A 16,509-nucleotide genomic window follows, 5' to 3' on the forward strand; every position below is an offset into this window, starting at 1 on the left:
CTCGGGGGTGTAGTGGTCCGTAATCTGGGCAGAGGATTTTTTCTGGCCGATCTCGCCACCAAAATCAATCACAAGCTTGATCGCAGGTTTGCGCGCCTCGGGGTAGGGGGCGGCCTCGATCACGGTGCCGACGCGGATATCGACTTTGAGGAAGTCGTTAAAGTCGATGGTGGGCGTCACGGGATCAGGCATCGCGGGCAAGCTCCTTGGAGCGGTTGGTTGCGGCGGCGACGGTGCGGCGGATCAGCGGGGGCAAGCCACGGTCGCTGTCCATCAGCTCGTCAAGGCCTGCTTGGGTTGTGCCGTTGGGGCTTGTCACATTGACGCGCAGCTGGCTCGGTGTTTCGTTTGAGCCGATGGCGAGCGCGCCTGCGCCTGCGACTGTGGCTTTGGCGAGTTGCATTGCCAGTTCGGGCGCAAGGCCCTGCGCTTCGCCTGCGGCGGCGAGACATTCGATCAGATGAAAGACATAGGCGGGGCCGGAGCCAGAGACGCCTGTGACGGCGTCAATCTGGCTTTCGGCCTTGAGGCGCACGACAGTTCCGACGGCTTCAAGCAGGGCTTGGGCGGCGTTGAGATGTGCGGGTGATGTGGCTTTGTTGCCGACAATTGCAGTGATGCCTTGGGCAACGGCGGCGGGCGTATTGGGCATGGCGCGCACAATCGGGGTATCTGCGCCGAGCACCGCTTCAAAATGCTTGATCGGCGTGCCAGCGGCGACAGATATGACCAGTGTGGCCCCGCCGCCCATCGCCTGAAGCGTGGGCAGGGCCGCGCCCATCATCTGCGGTTTCACGGCGACAATCACGATGGCGGGGGCTTCGGGCAGCTCTGAATTCAGATGTGCGCCTGTGGTTTGGAGCCACTCGGAGGGCTTTGGATCAATCACATAGACGGAGGCGGCGGGCAGCCCGCCTTTGAGCCAGCCTTCCAGCATGGCCGATCCCATTTTGCCGCAGCCCAGGAGAACCAGGCCTTTTGTTGCAATATCCGAATATGTCATCTCTGCCCCCGAAAGCGTTCGGGGATAGGTTACGCGTGGCCGTAGGCCTCTGCAATGGCGACTTGCATCGCTTCACGCGGCGTTCGCCCGCCCCAGACCACAAGCTGGAAAGCGGGGTAATAGCGCTCGGAGGCAAAGACGGCGTTGTTGATCAGAGTGTCGATTTGCTCTGGCGAGGCCAGAATGCCGCCCGCGAGGACGAGGCCATATTTGTAGACCATCAGCTTTTGTTCGGCCCAATAAGAGAAAGCGCCTGTCCAGCATTGGTCGTTGACTTCGTTCAGCGCGCCAAAAAGCTCTGGGAGCCGGTCTTCGGGCGGCTCCATCTCAAAGGTGCAGATCATCCGCAGGGTTTCGTCATAGTCCGACCATGCGAGCGTCACGCCATAGGTGCGCCATTGACCTTCGACAGACATGGAAATCTGGTTGTCCGCCACGCGGTCAAACTCCCAGTCATTGTGGGAGGCAAGGCTCTCGACAATGTCGATGGGGTGAATTTCGTCGTCTATATATTGCTCTGATAGTGCCATTTCGCCACCTCATTTTGCCTCAGAGGCCTGCCCTTGTGCCGCGCAGACGCCCTGATTTGCCCGATAGGATGGGGTTTGGTCCCCTTGTCCTACCAAATATGGTAAGCGGGGCCTTCTGGCCCTGTAAAGCTATTTATTGTGGATAACCCCAATAACTTGTGGATAGCCTGTGAGCGGATACTATTTATGCTGTGAAGCTGCTCCAAACGGCGGCCGCAAAGACAAGACCCGTGGCAAAGAGCAGCGCCATGACGGCAAAAGAGCCCATGTCTTTTGCGTGTTTGGCCGCGAGCGACCAGTCCGGCGAGACATGATCCACGATCTCTTCGATGGCTGTGTTCAGGGCCTCAACGGCCAAGGTCAGCAGCGCAAGCACCGCCACCGCCACGACCCAGAGGAGGGGCGCGCCCAAGATCAGCAGAAGCCCAAGCCCGAGCGCCGCCGCCAGAAGCTCATGGCGAAAGGCTGTTTCGCCCCAGAGGCGGAGAAAGCCTTGGGACGAATAGCGCGTCGCGGCAAAGAGATGGGCTATGCCTGTGACTTTTTCGGGGACGGGGTTTTGCTGTGAGTCTTGCATTGCGGGCCTTTCGAGGAAAACGTGTGCCAAAGCTTTCCCAAATCGCGCTGGGCTGCAAGGGGCGACTTGCAGAGGTTGTGTGCTGCGCGCACTATGGGTCAGCTTAGGGGGAGACAGGCCATGGACAGAGCACGGCTCGCACGGATCGAAGACTGGATGCGCGGCTACCGCGAAGCGGGGCGCTACAGTGGCTCCTCCATTCTGGTTTACCGCCATGGTGAGGAGGCGTTTTTTGCGGCCGATGGGCTGGCCTCTCTGGCGCGCGGTCAGGCCTATGAGCGCGACACGATTCTGCGGATCTATTCGATGACCAAGCTGGTCACGACCACGCTTTTGATGATGCTGGTGGAACGTGGACAGGTTGTTCTGGATACGCCTGTGTCTGAGTATTTGCCCGAATTTGGTCAGATGCGTGCGCTGCGCCAAGGGGCTACGGGAGAAGACCAGAGCGACCCCGCGCGCAGCCCCACGCTGCATGAGTTGCTCACCCACACCAGCGGTATGACCTATGGCTTTAACACAGGCGTTGTGCCTGAAGCCTATGCGCGGCGGTTCTCCGAAACTGGCTTGCAGGGCGTCACGCTCAAGGAGTGGTGCAAAGTGCTTGCGGAGCTGCCGCTTTGCTTTCAGCCGGGAACAGCTTGGGAATATTCGGTCGGGATAGATGTGATCGGCCGCGTGATCGAAGTGATCACAGGCGAGACGCTGGCCGCGGTGATGCAGCGCGAGATTTTTGATCCGCTCGGCATGGTTGATACGGGGTTTGATGTGCCTGCGGACAAGCTCGCGCGCTTTGCCGATTGTTACGAAAAGCGCGAGGGGGAGCCGCTTGCGCTCTTTGACAGCGCGAAGGACAGCCGCTTTGCCGAAGGCCGCGTCAGTCTTCATGCGGGCGGCGGAGGGCTTGTGTCTACACTCAAGGATTATATGCGCTTTGGCGAGATGATCCGTCTTGGCGGTGCGCTTGAGGGCGTGCGCCTGCTCAGCCCACGGACCGTCGGCTTCATGACGCGCAACCACCTGAAGGGTGATATCGCCTCGATGGGCGCTGAGAGCTTTGCCGAAATGCCGATGACTGGGATGGGCTTTGGCCTCGGTGGCGCCGTGGTGCTTGATCCTGCCCGCGTGCGGGTCCAAGGTTCCGTCGGAGACTTTGGCTGGGGCGGCTTGGCGAGCACATATTTCTGGACAGACCCTGTCGAGCACTTGAGCGTGGTCTTTTTTACCCAGCTCATTCCGTCTTCAAGCTATAGCAACCGCGCCGAGCTGAAAGCGCTCATCCACGGCGCCTTGATTGACTAACGCCTTCCCTTTCTTTTTGCTAAAAATATCCTAGCGAGTCTGAGGCCTGACTCTGCGCAGCAAGTGCTCTCTGTCGGTTCCGCGCGCAAGGCGCGTGACAACAACGTCCCCCACCCATGCGCTCGCGTGCGAGCGCATGGGGCGACGCGCGAAGCGCGGCGCAATTCCTTTATTTCATCTTCATGATAATGCAGGTGGTCGAGCCTGTGGCATAGAGCTTGCCGTCGCTTACGCCCCTGATCTCGCCACTGGCAATGCCTGTGGAGCGGCCCGCGTGTTGGCACGTCCCGATGGCCTCGACTTCTGTGCCAAGCGGAATGGGCCGTAAGATATTCACCTTGAATTCCAGCGTGGTATAAACTGAGCCTTTGGGCACGAGCGTCATCACAGCACAGGCCATGCAGCTGTCCAGAATAGTGCCATACCAGCCGCCATGGACTGTGCCCATCGGATTGGTCACGTTAAACTCGGGTGTGCCTGTGAAGACGGTTTTGCCCTCTTCCACAAGTGTCGGCCAAAAGCCCATGAGCGCGCCGATGGGCGGGCCGGCAAGCTTGCCGTCGCGCACATCTTGCATGAATTCAAGCCCCGAGCGGACGAGCGTTGCCGCGAGATCAGGCAGCTCTTCCGGGCTTTTGGCAATATAACGTTTCTGGCTCATCTGCGCTCCGTAAAATAGGTTTACAAAACGCTAGAGTGGCCCCCGATGGGGTGCAACTCTTACGCCACGTTGCGCAGGGTGGCGCTTGGCTCAAGCCCGAGCGCCACACAGATGTCACGGGTGAGGGCAGGGCGGTTGAGCGTATAAAAGTGAAAGCGCGACACGCCTTCTTCCATCAGGATGTCACAAAGTTCTGTCGCCTGCGCTGTCGCCAGAAGCTCCTCGCGCCCGTCGCGCGCGGCTTTGGCAAAAGCATCGTCGAGTTCGGCCGGCACAGAGGCGCCACAGCGCGCGGCAAAGCGCTTGGCCCCTGCCCAGTTCTCGATTGGCATGATGCCAGGCGTGATCATCCCGTCGATCCCCGCTTTGGCGCAGGCCTCACGGAAGTGCAGAAAATGGATCGGATCAAAGAAAAACTGTGTGATGGCCTCATCAGCACCAGCCTCGAACTTACGCTTGAGGTGGTCGATGTCCGCGCCAGTATAGGCCGCATCAGGGTGTGGCTCGGGGTAGGCACCGACACGGATGTTGAAGTTGCCCTCGGCCTTCAAGGCGGCGATCAGCTCGACAGAATCGGCAAACCCTTCGGGGTGGGCGCGAAAGCCGCCAGCGCCCTTGGGCGCGTCACCGCGCAGCGCCACGATGTCTGTGATGCCCGCATTGGCGTAGTCTCGGGCGATTGTGAGTGTTTCGTCGCGGGTTGCCTCGACACAGGTCAGATGGGCCGCAACGCGCAGCCCCGCTGTCTTGTGCAGGGTTTGAGCCGCTTCGCGCGTCAGCGCGCGCGTGGTGCCGCCTGCTCCGTAAGTGACCGAGACAAACCTCGGCCCGAAGGGAGCGAGCGATTGCACGGTCTCATGGAGCTTGAACGCGGCTTCAAGGTTTTGGGGCGGGAAGAACTCAAAAGAAACTTGGGGTGTCATCACAGGGGCCTTTCATGGCGGTTGCTCTCTTGTGCCCGCAAAATGAATGTGAGACAAATTCATAACTTTCATTCTTATTATGAGGCGTGTTCACATATGCACATCGAGTTTCGCCATCTGCGCACCATTCAGGCGATCCATGAGGAAGGCGGTTTGGCCCGCGCGGCGGACCGCCTTAACATTACGCAATCGGCGCTCTCCCATCAGATCAAGGGGATTGAGGATCAGGCAGGGGTGGAACTTTTTGTGCGCCGCAGCAAGCCGATGAAGCTCTCGGCGGCGGGCTTTCGCCTTTTGCGCGTGGCCGAAAAGGTTCTGCCCGAAATTGCCGCGCTGGAGGCCGAGTTTATGGGCCTGCGCCAAGGCAGCGCCGGGCGGCTTCACATTGCGATTGAATGTCACGCCTGTTTTGAGTGGCTCTTTCCCGTGTTGGAACAGTTCCGCGCGCCTTGGCCTGAAGTTGATGTTGATATCCGCCCTGGTCTTGCGTTTGAGGCCTTGCCCGCGCTGATGCGCGAGGAGGTCGATGTGGTGATTTCCTCTGATCCCGAAACGCTCAAGGGCGTCGTCTTTGTGCCCCTGTTTGACTATGCGCCTGTTTTTGTCGCCTCAGCCAAGCACAAGTTGGCCGAGAAGGCTTTTGTCGAAGCCGAAGACTTCAGGGGCGAAACCCTGATCACCTATCCAGTGGAGCGCGCGCGGCTTGATATTTTCTCCGAACTGCTCAGCCCTGCCAAGGTCGAGCCGCTGGCGGTGCGTCAGGTCGAGCTGACAGCCGTGATCCTTATGCTGGTCGCGGCGGGGCGCGGTGTTTCTGTGCTGCCCGACTGGGTTTTGCGCGAGGTGAAGTCCTCGGCGGAGTATATCACCCGTCCGCTCACTGAGACGGGCAAAACCAAACGGCTCTATGCCGCTGTGCGCGAAGAGGACGCGAGCTTGCCCTTTATGGCGCATTTTCTCAAGCTGGCGCGCGAAATCCCCATTCGCCTGCAAAGGGGCTAGGCTTTGTTGCTATGGGTTGCGCGGGGCGCGACCAAGGCGTATAGCCGCGGTTTGACACCCCCCGAAGGAGCTTGAGCCATGCAAGCCAGCGCGAATCTTAACGTGATGATCAAAGCCGCCCGTAAAGCGGGCCGCAGTCTTGTGAAGGACTTCCGCGAGGTTGAGGCGCTTCAGGTTTCTCAAAAGGGCGCAGGCGATTTTGTGAGCAAAGCCGATTTGCGCGCTGAGGCGATCATCAAGGAAGAGCTGATGGGCGCGCGCCCGACATATGGCTGGGTGGCCGAAGAGGGCGGCGCCGAAGAGGGCCAAGACCCGACGCGCCGCTGGATCGTTGATCCGCTGGACGGCACAACCAATTTTTTGCACGGGATGCCACATTGGGCGGTCTCTATCGCGCTTGAGCACAAGGGTGAAGTGATTTCGGCTGTGGTCTTTGACCCCGCAAAAGACGAGATGTTTTACGCCGAGAAAGGCTCAGGCGCATGGCAAGACCACGCCCGTCGCTTGCGCGTTTCGGGTCGCCGCCACATGAACGAATGTGTGTTCGCAACGGGCCTGCCGTTTTCGGGCCATGGCGACTTGCCCGCCACGCTGAAAGACTTGGCGCGTGTGTTGCCGGGCTGTGCCGGTGTGCGTCGCTGGGGCGCGGCCTCGCTGGATATGGCTTATGTCGCGGCTGGCCGCTTTGACGGCTATTGGGAGCGTGGGCTTAGCGAGTGGGATCTCGCCGCAGGGATGTTGATCGTGCGCGAAGCGGGTGGCTTTGCCGAGGCGATTGATCCCGAGGCGCGCATTCTGGATACTGGCGAGATCATCTGCTCCAATGACGCGATGTTTGCCCCGCTCTGCAAGCTCATCCGCAACAGCTAATCTTCAGCGATCAGCGGGGTGGTTGACCCCGTCAGCCCAAGGGATCGGGCCGTGCTTTGAGGGGTTTACACCCTCAAGCGCCCCCATATTGACGCCGTATTGGTTCGGGTTCGAGCGGCGCTGGTGGTGGGTGTAGACCCCGCAGGTTTTGCAGAAGTAATGCTTCGCCGTCATTGTGCCCCATTGATAGAGCGTGAGGTTGTCCGCGCCTTTGACGATCTTGATCCCGTCCAGAGGCGCGCTCACGGCCACAGCCCCGCGACGGCGGCAGAAAGAACAATCACAGCGCCGCGCAGTGGCAAGCCCGTCGGAAAGCGTCACCGCGAGCTCGACGGCTCCACAGTGACAGGTGAGTTTATGGGCTTGGCTCATTTGCGTCTCCTGATGATAGGAATGCGTGAGGGGTCATATGTTGCGTCTGGATGGGGCGGGTGAAAGTCGTTCTCCTGCCAGAAGCGCGGCCCGCCAAGGCGCAAAAATGTGGGCAGCGTCAACAAAATCCCCGCGACAAAGCCACCCGCATGAGCCCAATAGGCAACTCCGCCGGTGTTTGGGTCGGCACTGAGGCCGCCAAAGAACTGCAAAGCAAACCAGATCGCCAGCATGATATAGGCGGGCAGGGTAAAGACGCGAAAGAAGATGACGATGATCAACAGGATATCGACTTTGGCGCGCGGAAAGAGCAAGAGATAGCCGCCCATGACCCCAGCAATCGCCCCCGATGCGCCAACAGTCGGCACAGCAGACCCGGGGGCAAACAAGACGTGCACATAGCCCGCCAGAAGCCCTGCCATGGTATAAAACATGAAAAATCCGAGAGGCCCCATCTCGTCTTCCATATTGTCGCCAAAAATCCATAAAAACAGCATATTCCCGCCAAGGTGCATAAGCCCGCCATGCAGAAACATTGACGTTATAAGACCCTCATAGCCTTGCCCCGTCGTGATGGCAGCAGGGATCAGCGCATATTCAAAATAGAACGCAGAGAGCGCGCGAGGGTCGGCAAACAAATGCCAATAGCTCAGAAACACCGCGATGTTCACAGCGATCAGCGCGTAGGTCACATAGGGCGTGCGCCCGCTTGGATTATGATCACGAAATGGAAACATGAACTGAAGCTAAGCTCAAAACACGCGGACGAAAAGCCCCAATGCGCGGCGTTGCGGCTTCCTCTTTCTCTCAATATCCCGGGGGGAGGATTCATAAGCCCTATGGCTTATGAATCTGAGGGGCAGCGCCCCTCGTTTTGGTCGGATTTCGCGCAGCGAAATTCGAAGCCCTTTACCCTTGCCCTGCCAAAAGCGCGGCGTTTCCGCCAGAGGCTGTGGTGTCCACACAAACGTGCCGCTCGCCCATCACGCGCGCCAGATCGGGCGTCGCGGTGATCAGCGGCAGGATCATCCCTTTGCGCGCCGCCAAGGCTTGCTCATAGGCGCGCGCCTCTGTTGCGGCGCCCCAGAAAAGAACGCCCGAAAAACCTGTGAGGGTTGTGAGCGCTTCAGCGGGCAAGTCTCCCGTCGCTTTCACAGCCACCCCGCCCATGGCGCGCACGAGAGCGGCCTGCGCCTCGGCGGTTTCCGCACTTGGCCCAAGGCAAAGCAGCGGTGCACGCGGCTCCAGCATCAGTTTGTTGGACTCGCCTGTTGGTCCGGGCATCACCTGCGTTTGCGCGGTGTCTGCGCGGGGTGCCATATCGAGCGCGGTTTGTAGGTCTGACGCTGTGATCGCTGCGGTCCATGCGCCTTTGGCGGCCTGCGCGGCAGGCTTCACAAAGCGCGGCAGGTAGTTTGGACCGCCCGCCTTTGGGCCCGTGCCAGAGAGCCCCTCGCCGCCAAAGGGCTGGCTGCCGACAATTGCGCCGATCTGGTTGCGGTTGACATAGATGTTGCCCGCGTGGATGCGCTCACAGATATGCTGCACGCGGTCGTCAATACGCGTTTGCAACCCAAAAGTGAGGCCATAGCCCGTAGCGTTGATGGTCTCGACGACGGTATCGATCTCGCTGGCTTTGAAGGTTGCTATGTGGAGCACGGGGCCAAAGATTTCGCGGCCCATGTCTGCGATGCTGCCCACCTTGATAAGCGTTGGCGCGATAAATGTCCCCGAGTTTGGCGTGCGCAGCTCGTGCAGCAAGCGCCCCTCGGCGCGGGCTGTTTCGATATGTGCAGCAATCCCTGCGCGGGCGTCCTCGTCGATCACGGGGCCAACATCTGTGCTCAGAAGCCATGGCGCGCCCATGGAAAGTTCGTCCATCGCGCCTTTGAGCATATGGGTCAGGCTTTCGGCGATATCATCCTGCACATAGAGGCAGCGCAGAGCGGAGCAGCGCTGGCCAGCGGACTGGAAGGCGCTTTCGACGATGGCTTGCACGGCCTGTTCAGGCAAGGCGGTGCTGTCTACGATCATGGCGTTGAGGCCGCCCGTCTCGGCAATCAGCGGCGCGCCGGGGGTGAGGTGATCGGCCATGGACTTGCGGATTAGGAGTGCCGTTTCTGTGCTGCCCGTGAAGGCAACCCCGCCAACGCGCGGATCAGATGTGAGCGCTGCGCCGACATCGCCCGCACCGGGCAGGAGCTGAAGCGCGCTCGCGGGCACGCCCGCCTCGTGCAGAAGCTGCACGGCGCGGTAAGCGATGAGGGAGGTCTGTTCGGCGGGTTTGGCCAGAACGGCGTTGCCTGCGGCCAGCGCGGCGCTGACTTGCCCCGTAAAGATCGCCAGCGGGAAGTTCCACGGCGAAATGCAGGTGAACGTGCCGACAGGGGCGTCATGGGGCGCATTGGCGGCGTAATAGCGCAGGAAATCGACCGCTTCACGCAGCTCGCCGACTTGGTCGAGCATGATTTTGCCAGCTTCGCGGGCGAGCTGTGCGAAAAGCTCGCCGAAGTGTTTTTCATACAGATCAGCGGCCTTGTTGAGAACTTTGGCGCGCGCCTCGGGAGTTGCGTCCCAAGGGGCTGCGGCTTTGAGCGCGGTCTCGACATCCGCTGCCGAGGCGAAGGCAACCTTGCCCACGGTATCGGCGGGGTTGGCGGGGTTGCGCGCCTCATGGGCCTTTAAAGGCTTGGCCTTGCCTGCGATGAGCGGTGCCGCCTCCCAGACATGGCTGGCGAAAGGCTTGCGCGCTTTTTCGATACGCGCCAGCGTTGGCGCATGGGTGATGTCAAAACCTTTGGAGTTGATCCGCTCTGGCGCAAATAAATCGGGCGCTTGGGTGATGTTGGGCTGGGCCACTGTGAGCGCGTCAAACGGGCAGGTGGCGACCTCTTCGGCAGGCACATCCTCATCAACAATCTGGTTCACAAAGCTGGAATTGGCCCCGTTTTCAAGCAAGCGGCGCACGAGGTAGGCCAGCAAATCGCGGTGCGCCCCGACGGGGGCGTAGATACGGCAGTGGCTGCCGCGTTCTTTCAGCACGATGTCGTGCAGCGCTTCGCCCATGCCGTGCAGGCGCTGGAACTCATAGGCGTCATGGCTTACGCCCATATCGCGGGCCATATCAAGGACGGCGGCGACTGTATGGGCATTGTGGGTGGCAAACTGCGGATAGATGCGCCCGGTCATGCCAAGGAGCTTTTTGGCATTGGCGATATAGCTTACGTCTGTTGCGGGCTTTGCTGTGAAGACAGGGAATCCTTCGACGCCTTCGACCTGCGCGCGCTTCACTTCGGTGTCCCAGTAGGCGCCCTTGACAAGGCGGACCATGATACGGCGGTCAAGCCGCTCGGCCAGAGCATTGAGCAGCTCGATCGCGTCGCCTGCGCGCTGGCCATAGGCCTGCACAACAACGCCAAAGCCGTCCCAGCCTGCGAGGGCTGGCTCGGAGAGAACTTCCTCGATCACATCCATTGAAATGGCGAGGCGGTCGGCCTCTTCGGCGTCGATATTGAGGCCCATGCCTGCGGATTTGGCCAGAAGCGCGAGCGAGCGCAGGCGCGGAGCGAGTTCGTCCATGACGCGGCTGCGCTGCGCCTCTTCATAGCGTGGGTGCAGCGCCGAGAGCTTGACCGAGATGCCCGGATTTTCGCGGATGTCAGCCTGGGTGCAGGCCTGTGCAATTGCGGTGATCGCGCGGCTATAGGCCAGATGATAGCGCTTGGCGTCGCCTTCTGTGCGCGCGGCTTCGCCGAGCATATCATAGCTGTAGGTATAGCCCTTGGCTTCCATCTTGGCGGCGCGCTCCATCGCGCCCACAATGGTTTCCCCAAGCACAAACTGGCGGCCCATTTCCTTCATGGCGCGGCCCACGGCTGTGCGGATCACAGGCTCGCCGAGGCGCTTCACGGCGCCTCTGAGCGAGCCGATGATGCCAGGGGCTGGCTCGTCGAGCACCTTGCCTGTGAGCATGAGCGCCCATGTGGAGGCATTGACCAGCGGCGAGGTGCTTTCGCCCAAGTGGCTGGCCCAATCAGACTGGGCGATTTTGTCTTCAATGAGCGCATCAATCGTTTCGGCATCAGGCACCCGCAAGAGCGCCTCGGCGAGACACATAAGCGCGATGCCTTCGTCAGTGGAGAGGCCATATTCGGCGAGAAAGACTTCCATCATCCCCGGATCGGAGCTTTCACGAATACCGCGCACAAGCGTGGCCGCGTCTGCAGAGATGCGCTTGCGTGTTTCCTTGGAAAGGCCCGCCTCGGCAATCAGGCGCTGAAGTGTGGCGGCTTCATTGGCATACATATTGGCGCTGATTGCGGCGCGCAGGGGCGATTTTTGTTGGGTCTTAGGCATGGCAGGCTCCTCCATTTTGTTTTATATACGCATGATTGAGAGGGCGATATTCCCGATAAGTTTGAAAGTGAGAGGCAAAATGGCTATAAATACCATAATTCAAGGTCGGATCGAGCTGGATGGCTTTGACCGCAAGATTCTCTCCGAGCTTGCGAGTGACGGGCGTATGGCTGTAACCGAGCTGGCGCAGCGGATTGGGCTGTCAAAGTCGCCAACACAGGCGCGGCTCAAGCGGCTGGAACAGAGCGGCGTGATCACTGGCTATAAGGCGCTGTTTGATCCGATCCGCTTGGGGCTTGACCATGTGTCTTTTGTCGAAGTGCGCCTCTCGGACACCCGCGAAAAGGCGCTGGCGGCGTTTAACGCGGCTGTGTCCAAGATCCCCCAGATCGAACAGGTGCACCTGATGGCGGCAAACTTTGACTATCTATTGAAGGTGCGCACCCACAATATGAACGACTACCGCATTGTTATGGCAGAACAAATTTCGACGCTGCCCTATGTCTCTTCGACCTCGACCTATGTGGCGATGCAGGCGGTGAAAGAAACAACTCTCGCGGATGTTATTTGACCTGCCCCTGCTGGCGGGCATGATGAGGGCATGAAAGTCTTTGTTGTCTCTCTGATGCTGGCCAGCCCTGTGCTGGCAAGCGAATGCCCTGTCGCGCCTGATCATTCTGTGCGCTTGGCCGAGTTGGTTGAGCAAGTGCGCGCCGCCAAAAACGAGACGCACGCCGCGCCGCTCAACACCAAGATGTGGGAGCTTTGGACCGATGCGCCCGACGAGACGGCGCAGGAAATCCTCGACCGCGGGATGCGCAAGCGCGGTTCATATGATCTGCTTGGGGCGCGGGCTGACTTTGATCGGCTGGTGGCCTACTGCCCTGAATATGCCGAGGGCTACAATCAGCGCGCCTTCATCAATTTCATGCGCAACGATTACGAGCCAGCGATAATAGATCTGACCCGCGCATTAGAGCTGTCACCGACCCATACAGGCGCGCTGACGGGGCGCGCTCTGAGCTATTATGCGCTGGGCCGCACGGCAGAGGCGCGGGCTGATCTCGAGGTTGCGCTGGGGCTGAACCCTTGGCTGCCCGAGCGGCATATGCTCTCTGATCCTGCGATGAAAACGCCTCAGCAGCCCAAGGGTGACGACCTTTAAAGAGGCATCATCACATTGACGAGGTTGTCTGACGGATCGTGCAACATAAAACGGCGCACGCCCCAGCTTTCGTCTTCGGGACCATAAAGAATATCATGCCCAAGCGCGCGGGCGGTCTCCAAGACTTCGTCAAGGTTGTCAACCTCAATGGAAATCTCGGGCACTGGCATATCTTCGCCACCATGTGTGGCAAGGCTCAATTGCACGGGGGCGTCCTCATCTGTGCCAAGGGTGGCGCTCCAGCCGAGGTCTGTCGCAAGGCTTAGACCGAACACCTCCTCATAAAAGCTGCGCATTTCGCTCACGGAGCGGCTGTTGAGAGTGGCGGTGATACGGTTCACGGTCATATTCAGGCCCTAATGTGAAAGAAGCGGATTGTTTTTATGCGCCGCTCGGTTTAGGCAAGCCGCGCTGGCCTGCGTGGTGGAATGGTAGACACAGGAGACTTAAAATCTCTAGGCCGTATAGGCCGTGCCGGTTCGAGTCCGGCCGCGGGTACCAGCAATTGACGCTCTACACCACCTCAACTGCGGCGGTCTGTCGCTTTTTTGGTTGACTTAATCAACCGATACGACACTCTTGCCGCAAGGGGAGAGATGTTATGCAAGTCACTCAAACGAGGGTTTCGGATCAAGAGCGGGTTCACCCGCCGATTACGGCGATCACGGATGCCTTGTCGTTTCGGGTTGCGCGGTTCAACCGTCTGATCGAGCGCATGGGCGGTATGAACTTTCAGAGCCGCCTTGGCATCACCCTCAATGAGTGGCGCGTCATCGGGATCACCGAGGCGCTGGGCGCGGCGACAGTCTCTGATGTGCGCAAAATGCTTGTGATGGACAAGGGCCAGATGAGCCGTATCACAAGTGGCCTTGTGGAGCGCGGCTATATCGCCTCGCAGCCGTCACAGGGCGACCGCCGCGTTATCACGCTCGCGCTCACAGAACAGGGGCGCGCCCTTCATGCGGACGTTCTCGCCGAAGCCACGCTGCGCAACGAGTATATGTCAAACTGCTTCACCTCCGAAGAATGCGCAGAGTTTCTGCGCCTGTTGGATAAGTTGACGGCGCATACGCTAGAGCGGGCCGAAGCCGAAGGGGCCGCGCTATGAGCGAAGGGATGATGCCGACAGGCGCCCAAACACCGCTGCAACGCACAGGCCGCGGGATTGCGGGTTTGTTTTCCCTGATTATCATCTCGGTGATCGCGTTTTTTACGCTCGACGAAGCGACTGCGCGCTTTAGCGTCATTGCGCTGAGTGCTCTGATTGTTGTGCTGACCCAGCCGGCTGCCAAGCTTGCGCTGTTTGAGCGCGCGCCGTGGCTTGGCTCTCTTTTTGATGTGCTGCTTGTGGCGGCTTTTGTCTTCTCTGCGATCTGGTTTTACCGTGTCAAAGCCGAGCTTTGGACCGGATTTTATATTGCCACGCCGATGAATATCACAGGCGGGCTTCTGGGCGTTGCCGCTATCCTCTTGTTGACCATTCGCGCATGGGGCTATTCGCTTGTGATCATGGCGCTGAGCTTTGTGGCCTTTGGCTTTGCTGGGCCGTATCTGCCAAGTATTCTCAAGCATTTTGGCACAAATATAGCCGATTTCATGCAGATCGTCTGGTATTCCTTTGATGGTATTTTCGGGCGCACCACGGGGCTTGTGGCTGATAATGTTCTAATTTTTCTGATCTTTGGCGCTGTGCTGGAGCGCACGGGGGCAGGCGAGAGCCTCATTCACATATCCACAGCCCTGACAGGGCGGATCCGTGGCGGCGCGGCCCATGCGGCGATTGTCGCAAGCGCTGTATTCGGGATGATGTCAGGCTCGGTTGCGGCCAATATTGCCGGCACGGGTGTCTTTACGATCCCGATGATCAAGCGGCAGGGTTTTTCTGCCAATTTTGCAGGTGCTGTCGAAACAGCGGCCAGCTCGGGTGGGCAGCTTACCCCGCCGATCATGGCGGCGGCGGTCTTTATCATGGCCGATCTGGTGGGGATGCCCTTTGCCATGGTGATTGCGGCGGCAGCTTTGCCTGCGCTCTTCAAATATATCGGCCTCTTTGCCCAAGTTTATGCCGAGGCGATCCGCCTTGATATCAAGCCTGTGCCGAAGGAAGAGCTGCCTGTGCTGAGCGCGCGTGACTGGCTCAATTCGCTTCTGGTTTTTCTGCCGATTGTCATGTTGATGATCACGTTTCTGATGGGCAAATCCCCCGCCACGGCGGGGCTTGTTGGTGTGTTGACAGCCATAGGGGCCGGCTTTGTGCTCAACCCTGACTTTCGCCGCGAACCGATGCGGATCTGGGATGCGCTGGTGGCGGGCGGGATATCTGCGGCGCAGATCATGCTGGCGGTCGCCGTCATTGGCGTTGTGCTCGCGGTGATCAACGAAACAGGCGTGGCGATCCGCTTTGCCACGGCAATTTCGGGCTGGGGCGAGGATTATCTGGTGATTGCGCTGATCCTTGCCATGTTCGGCGCGCTGATCCTTGGAATGGGGCTGCCCACGCTGCCCGCCTATCTCATCATTGCGATCATGATTGCCCCTGCGATCATTAAGGCGGGGGTCTTGCCGCTCGCGGCGCATATGTTTGTGCTTTATTATGCGGTCTATTCCTCGATTGTGCCGCCGATCGCCTATGGCTGTTATGTCGCCGCGCCGATTGCAGGGGGGAACCCTTTGCAAACCGCTTTTGTCGCGCTGCGCATTTCGATTGTCGGGCTGCTTGTGCCCTATATTTTCGTTTATTCGCCCTCGCTGCTGCTTGTGGCAGGCGAATTTAGCTGGAGCGAGCTGGCCCTGACGGTTTTGCGACTTCTGGCGGCGATCTGGATGTTTGCCACCTCGCTGGGCCGTGCTGATCCGGTGCTTGGACGCCTTGGTTTTGGCCAGTCTGGGGTGCGCTTTGTGATTGGTCTGGGGGCCATGATCCCTATTCCGATGGTCTATGTTCCAGCCCTGATCTTGACGCTTGTGGCAGGGCTTTTTTCACGCCGTCTTGGGGCGGCCAAACACGTATAAAAAGGGAGAACTGAAAGAATGAAACACATACTTACAAAAGGGCTGCGCTATGTGGCTGCCGGGGCTGTTGCGAGCGGGCTTATGGCCTCTGCCGCTGTGGCCGAAATTTACAAAGTTACGTCCATTGCGCCGGGGATGTCGCCTTTTGTTGTCAACACAGCGATTTCCAAGGTGGTGAACACCAAGGTTGACGGGGTCGAGTTTCAGGTCCGTGCCACGGGCGCTGCGACCAAACATACGGTTGATGCCGCTATGGGAAAGGTCGATTTTCTCTTTGGCTCGCCCACGATCAACTGGCTGATGGCCAACAACATTGGCCCCTTCAAGGCTATGGAAAACGCCCCAGAGCTTGAAAAAAACGTTGGCATGATCTTCTCCTACCAGATCGGCCCATACCACTACGTCACACGCGCGGATTCTGGCATTATGACGCTTGAGGACATGAAGGGCAAAAAAGTCTTCTTCGGCCCTCCTGGCGGCGCGGCGAAAAATGTGGTCACCCGCAATGTCAAAGACGCAACAGGGCTCACACCTGAGGATATGGATGTGGTCGAGTTTGGCTATGATGCCGCGATTCAGGCGTTTCAGGATGACAAGATCGACGTGATTGTCCTGCCCACAAACTCGCCCAGCCCTGCGATCCAGCAGTTTTCGCTGACCAAAGAAATTCGCCTATTGGATGTGCCAATCGAAAAGCTCAAGATCAACGCGGCCACTGGCGGCACGGTCAACGAGA

The 16,509-nt window shown here is 59.4% G+C and carries 17 protein-coding genes, 1 tRNA gene and 1 pseudogene; 9 read left to right on the top strand and 10 right to left on the bottom strand.

What is annotated here, in order from left to right; genetic code table 11:
• The 4 genes and pseudogenes from ACTF58_RS12380 to ACTF58_RS12395 form a co-directional block, all read right to left on the bottom strand.
• Positions 1–192: pseudogene (locus tag ACTF58_RS12380) on the bottom strand (tRNA-binding protein); the annotation flags it as partial.
• Positions 185–1,003, bottom strand: coding sequence for a pyrroline-5-carboxylate reductase (proC, locus tag ACTF58_RS12385; protein WP_438992280.1), 819 nt, complete (start codon positions 1,001–1,003; stop codon positions 185–187). The gene proC and the pseudogene ACTF58_RS12380, both read right to left, overlap by 8 nt.
• A 29-nt stretch (positions 1,004–1,032) precedes the next feature.
• Positions 1,033–1,533: a YbjN domain-containing protein gene (locus ACTF58_RS12390; protein ID WP_438992281.1), complete on the bottom strand. Its 501-nt coding sequence runs from the start codon at positions 1,531–1,533 to the stop codon at positions 1,033–1,035.
• Positions 1,534–1,717: 184 nt separating this feature from the next.
• Entirely contained in the window at positions 1,718–2,110 is a 393-nt protein-coding gene (locus ACTF58_RS12395; protein ID WP_438992282.1) for a diacylglycerol kinase, read from the bottom strand.
• 120 nt (positions 2,111–2,230) lie between these two features.
• Here ACTF58_RS12395 and ACTF58_RS12400 point away from each other — a divergent pair, with 120 nt between their 5' ends.
• A complete protein-coding gene (locus tag ACTF58_RS12400; RefSeq protein ID WP_438992283.1) occupies positions 2,231–3,412 on the top strand; it encodes a serine hydrolase domain-containing protein in 1,182 nt (393 codons plus the stop codon).
• Positions 3,413–3,581: 169 nt separating this feature from the next.
• On the opposite strand, the gene ACTF58_RS12405 is transcribed toward ACTF58_RS12400, so the two are convergent.
• Both ACTF58_RS12405 and ACTF58_RS12410 read right to left on the bottom strand, forming a co-directional pair.
• The gene (locus ACTF58_RS12405) at positions 3,582–4,073 is read right to left on the bottom strand and encodes a PaaI family thioesterase (protein ID WP_438992284.1); all 492 of its coding nucleotides are present in this window, start codon (positions 4,071–4,073) and stop codon (positions 3,582–3,584) included.
• Between the two features lie 59 nt (positions 4,074–4,132).
• Complete coding sequence (locus ACTF58_RS12410; RefSeq protein ID WP_438992285.1) at positions 4,133–4,999, bottom strand: methylenetetrahydrofolate reductase; 867 nt, start codon at positions 4,997–4,999, stop codon at positions 4,133–4,135.
• Positions 5,000–5,092: 93 nt separating this feature from the next.
• On the opposite strand from ACTF58_RS12410, the gene ACTF58_RS12415 reads away from it, so the two are divergent.
• Positions 5,093–5,998, top strand: coding sequence for a LysR family transcriptional regulator (locus ACTF58_RS12415; RefSeq protein WP_438992286.1), 906 nt, complete (start codon positions 5,093–5,095; stop codon positions 5,996–5,998).
• Positions 5,999–6,076: 78 nt separating this feature from the next.
• Positions 6,077–6,868, top strand: a complete 792-nt coding sequence (locus tag ACTF58_RS12420; RefSeq protein ID WP_438992287.1) for an inositol monophosphatase family protein — start codon at positions 6,077–6,079, stop codon at positions 6,866–6,868.
• A 3-nt stretch (positions 6,869–6,871) separates the two neighbouring features.
• Here ACTF58_RS12420 and ACTF58_RS12425 read toward each other — a convergent pair whose 3' ends face one another.
• From ACTF58_RS12425 to putA, 3 genes are all read right to left on the bottom strand, one after another.
• On the bottom strand, positions 6,872–7,240 hold the full coding sequence (locus ACTF58_RS12425) for a GFA family protein (RefSeq protein ID WP_438992288.1): 369 nt from the start codon (positions 7,238–7,240) through the stop codon (positions 6,872–6,874).
• Positions 7,237–7,977, bottom strand: coding sequence for a rhomboid family intramembrane serine protease (locus ACTF58_RS12430; RefSeq protein ID WP_438992289.1), 741 nt, complete (start codon positions 7,975–7,977; stop codon positions 7,237–7,239). Before ACTF58_RS12430 ends, ACTF58_RS12425 begins: the two co-directional genes overlap by 4 nt.
• A 172-nt stretch (positions 7,978–8,149) precedes the next feature.
• Positions 8,150–11,596 carry a bifunctional proline dehydrogenase/L-glutamate gamma-semialdehyde dehydrogenase PutA gene (putA, locus tag ACTF58_RS12435; RefSeq protein WP_438992290.1) on the bottom strand — a complete coding sequence of 1,149 codons (3,447 nt, stop codon included), beginning with the start codon at positions 11,594–11,596 and terminating at the stop codon, positions 8,150–8,152.
• A gap of 79 nt (positions 11,597–11,675) precedes the next feature.
• Between putA and ACTF58_RS12440 the strand changes: the two genes are divergently transcribed.
• Together ACTF58_RS12440 and ACTF58_RS12445 are read left to right on the top strand one after the other, a co-directional pair.
• Positions 11,676–12,167, top strand: a complete 492-nt coding sequence (locus ACTF58_RS12440; protein ID WP_438992291.1) for an Lrp/AsnC family transcriptional regulator — start codon at positions 11,676–11,678, stop codon at positions 12,165–12,167.
• 30 nt (positions 12,168–12,197) lie between these two features.
• A complete protein-coding gene (locus tag ACTF58_RS12445) occupies positions 12,198–12,761 on the top strand; it encodes a tetratricopeptide repeat protein (RefSeq protein ID WP_438992292.1) in 564 nt (187 codons plus the stop codon).
• Here the strand turns inward: ACTF58_RS12445 and ACTF58_RS12450 are convergent.
• Positions 12,758–13,108 (bottom strand): VOC family protein, encoded by a 351-nt coding sequence (locus ACTF58_RS12450; RefSeq protein WP_438992293.1) that lies wholly within the window; start codon positions 13,106–13,108, stop codon positions 12,758–12,760. The genes ACTF58_RS12445 and ACTF58_RS12450 overlap by 4 nt on opposite strands.
• 67 nt (positions 13,109–13,175) lie before the next feature.
• Here ACTF58_RS12450 and ACTF58_RS12455 point away from each other — a divergent pair.
• From ACTF58_RS12455 to ACTF58_RS12470, 4 genes are all read left to right on the top strand, one after another.
• Positions 13,176–13,262: transfer RNA gene (locus tag ACTF58_RS12455), tRNA-Leu, on the top strand.
• A 100-nt stretch (positions 13,263–13,362) separates the two neighbouring features.
• On the top strand, positions 13,363–13,869 hold the full coding sequence (locus ACTF58_RS12460; RefSeq protein ID WP_438992294.1) for a MarR family winged helix-turn-helix transcriptional regulator: 507 nt from the start codon (positions 13,363–13,365) through the stop codon (positions 13,867–13,869).
• Entirely contained in the window at positions 13,866–15,773 is a 1,908-nt protein-coding gene (locus ACTF58_RS12465; RefSeq protein WP_438992295.1) for a TRAP transporter permease, read from the top strand. The genes ACTF58_RS12460 and ACTF58_RS12465 overlap by 4 nt, the downstream gene beginning before the upstream one ends.
• An 18-nt stretch (positions 15,774–15,791) precedes the next feature.
• The coding region (locus ACTF58_RS12470) for a TAXI family TRAP transporter solute-binding subunit (protein ID WP_438992296.1) at positions 15,792–16,509 on the top strand (718 nt) is incomplete at its 3' end.

The sequence above is a fragment of the Lentibacter sp. genome, assembly GCF_965657785.1.
Taxonomy (GTDB): domain Bacteria; phylum Pseudomonadota; class Alphaproteobacteria; order Rhodobacterales; family Rhodobacteraceae; genus Lentibacter.

Bases quoted from the DNA above. Each gene is read 5' to 3' on its own strand.
- proC (WP_438992280.1), bottom strand. From the start codon at position 1,003: ATGACATATTCGGATATTGCAACAAAAGGCCTGGTTCTCCTGGGCTGC.
- ACTF58_RS12390 (WP_438992281.1), bottom strand. From the start codon at position 1,533: ATGGCACTATCAGAGCAATATATAGACGACGAAATTCACCCCATCGAC.
- ACTF58_RS12395 (WP_438992282.1), bottom strand. From the start codon at position 2,110: ATGCAAGACTCACAGCAAAACCCCGTCCCCGAAAAAGTCACAGGCATA.
- ACTF58_RS12400 (WP_438992283.1), top strand. From the start codon at position 2,231: ATGGACAGAGCACGGCTCGCACGGATCGAAGACTGGATGCGCGGCTAC.
- ACTF58_RS12405 (WP_438992284.1), bottom strand. From the start codon at position 4,073: ATGAGCCAGAAACGTTATATTGCCAAAAGCCCGGAAGAGCTGCCTGAT.
- ACTF58_RS12415 (WP_438992286.1), top strand. From the start codon at position 5,093: ATGCACATCGAGTTTCGCCATCTGCGCACCATTCAGGCGATCCATGAG.
- ACTF58_RS12420 (WP_438992287.1), top strand. From the start codon at position 6,077: ATGCAAGCCAGCGCGAATCTTAACGTGATGATCAAAGCCGCCCGTAAA.
- ACTF58_RS12425 (WP_438992288.1), bottom strand. From the start codon at position 7,240: ATGAGCCAAGCCCATAAACTCACCTGTCACTGTGGAGCCGTCGAGCTC.
- ACTF58_RS12430 (WP_438992289.1), bottom strand. From the start codon at position 7,977: ATGTTTCCATTTCGTGATCATAATCCAAGCGGGCGCACGCCCTATGTG.
- putA (WP_438992290.1), bottom strand. From the start codon at position 11,596: ATGCCTAAGACCCAACAAAAATCGCCCCTGCGCGCCGCAATCAGCGCC.
- ACTF58_RS12440 (WP_438992291.1), top strand. From the start codon at position 11,676: ATGGCTATAAATACCATAATTCAAGGTCGGATCGAGCTGGATGGCTTT.
- ACTF58_RS12445 (WP_438992292.1), top strand. From the start codon at position 12,198: ATGAAAGTCTTTGTTGTCTCTCTGATGCTGGCCAGCCCTGTGCTGGCA.
- ACTF58_RS12450 (WP_438992293.1), bottom strand. From the start codon at position 13,108: ATGACCGTGAACCGTATCACCGCCACTCTCAACAGCCGCTCCGTGAGC.
- ACTF58_RS12460 (WP_438992294.1), top strand. From the start codon at position 13,363: ATGCAAGTCACTCAAACGAGGGTTTCGGATCAAGAGCGGGTTCACCCG.
- ACTF58_RS12465 (WP_438992295.1), top strand. From the start codon at position 13,866: ATGAGCGAAGGGATGATGCCGACAGGCGCCCAAACACCGCTGCAACGC.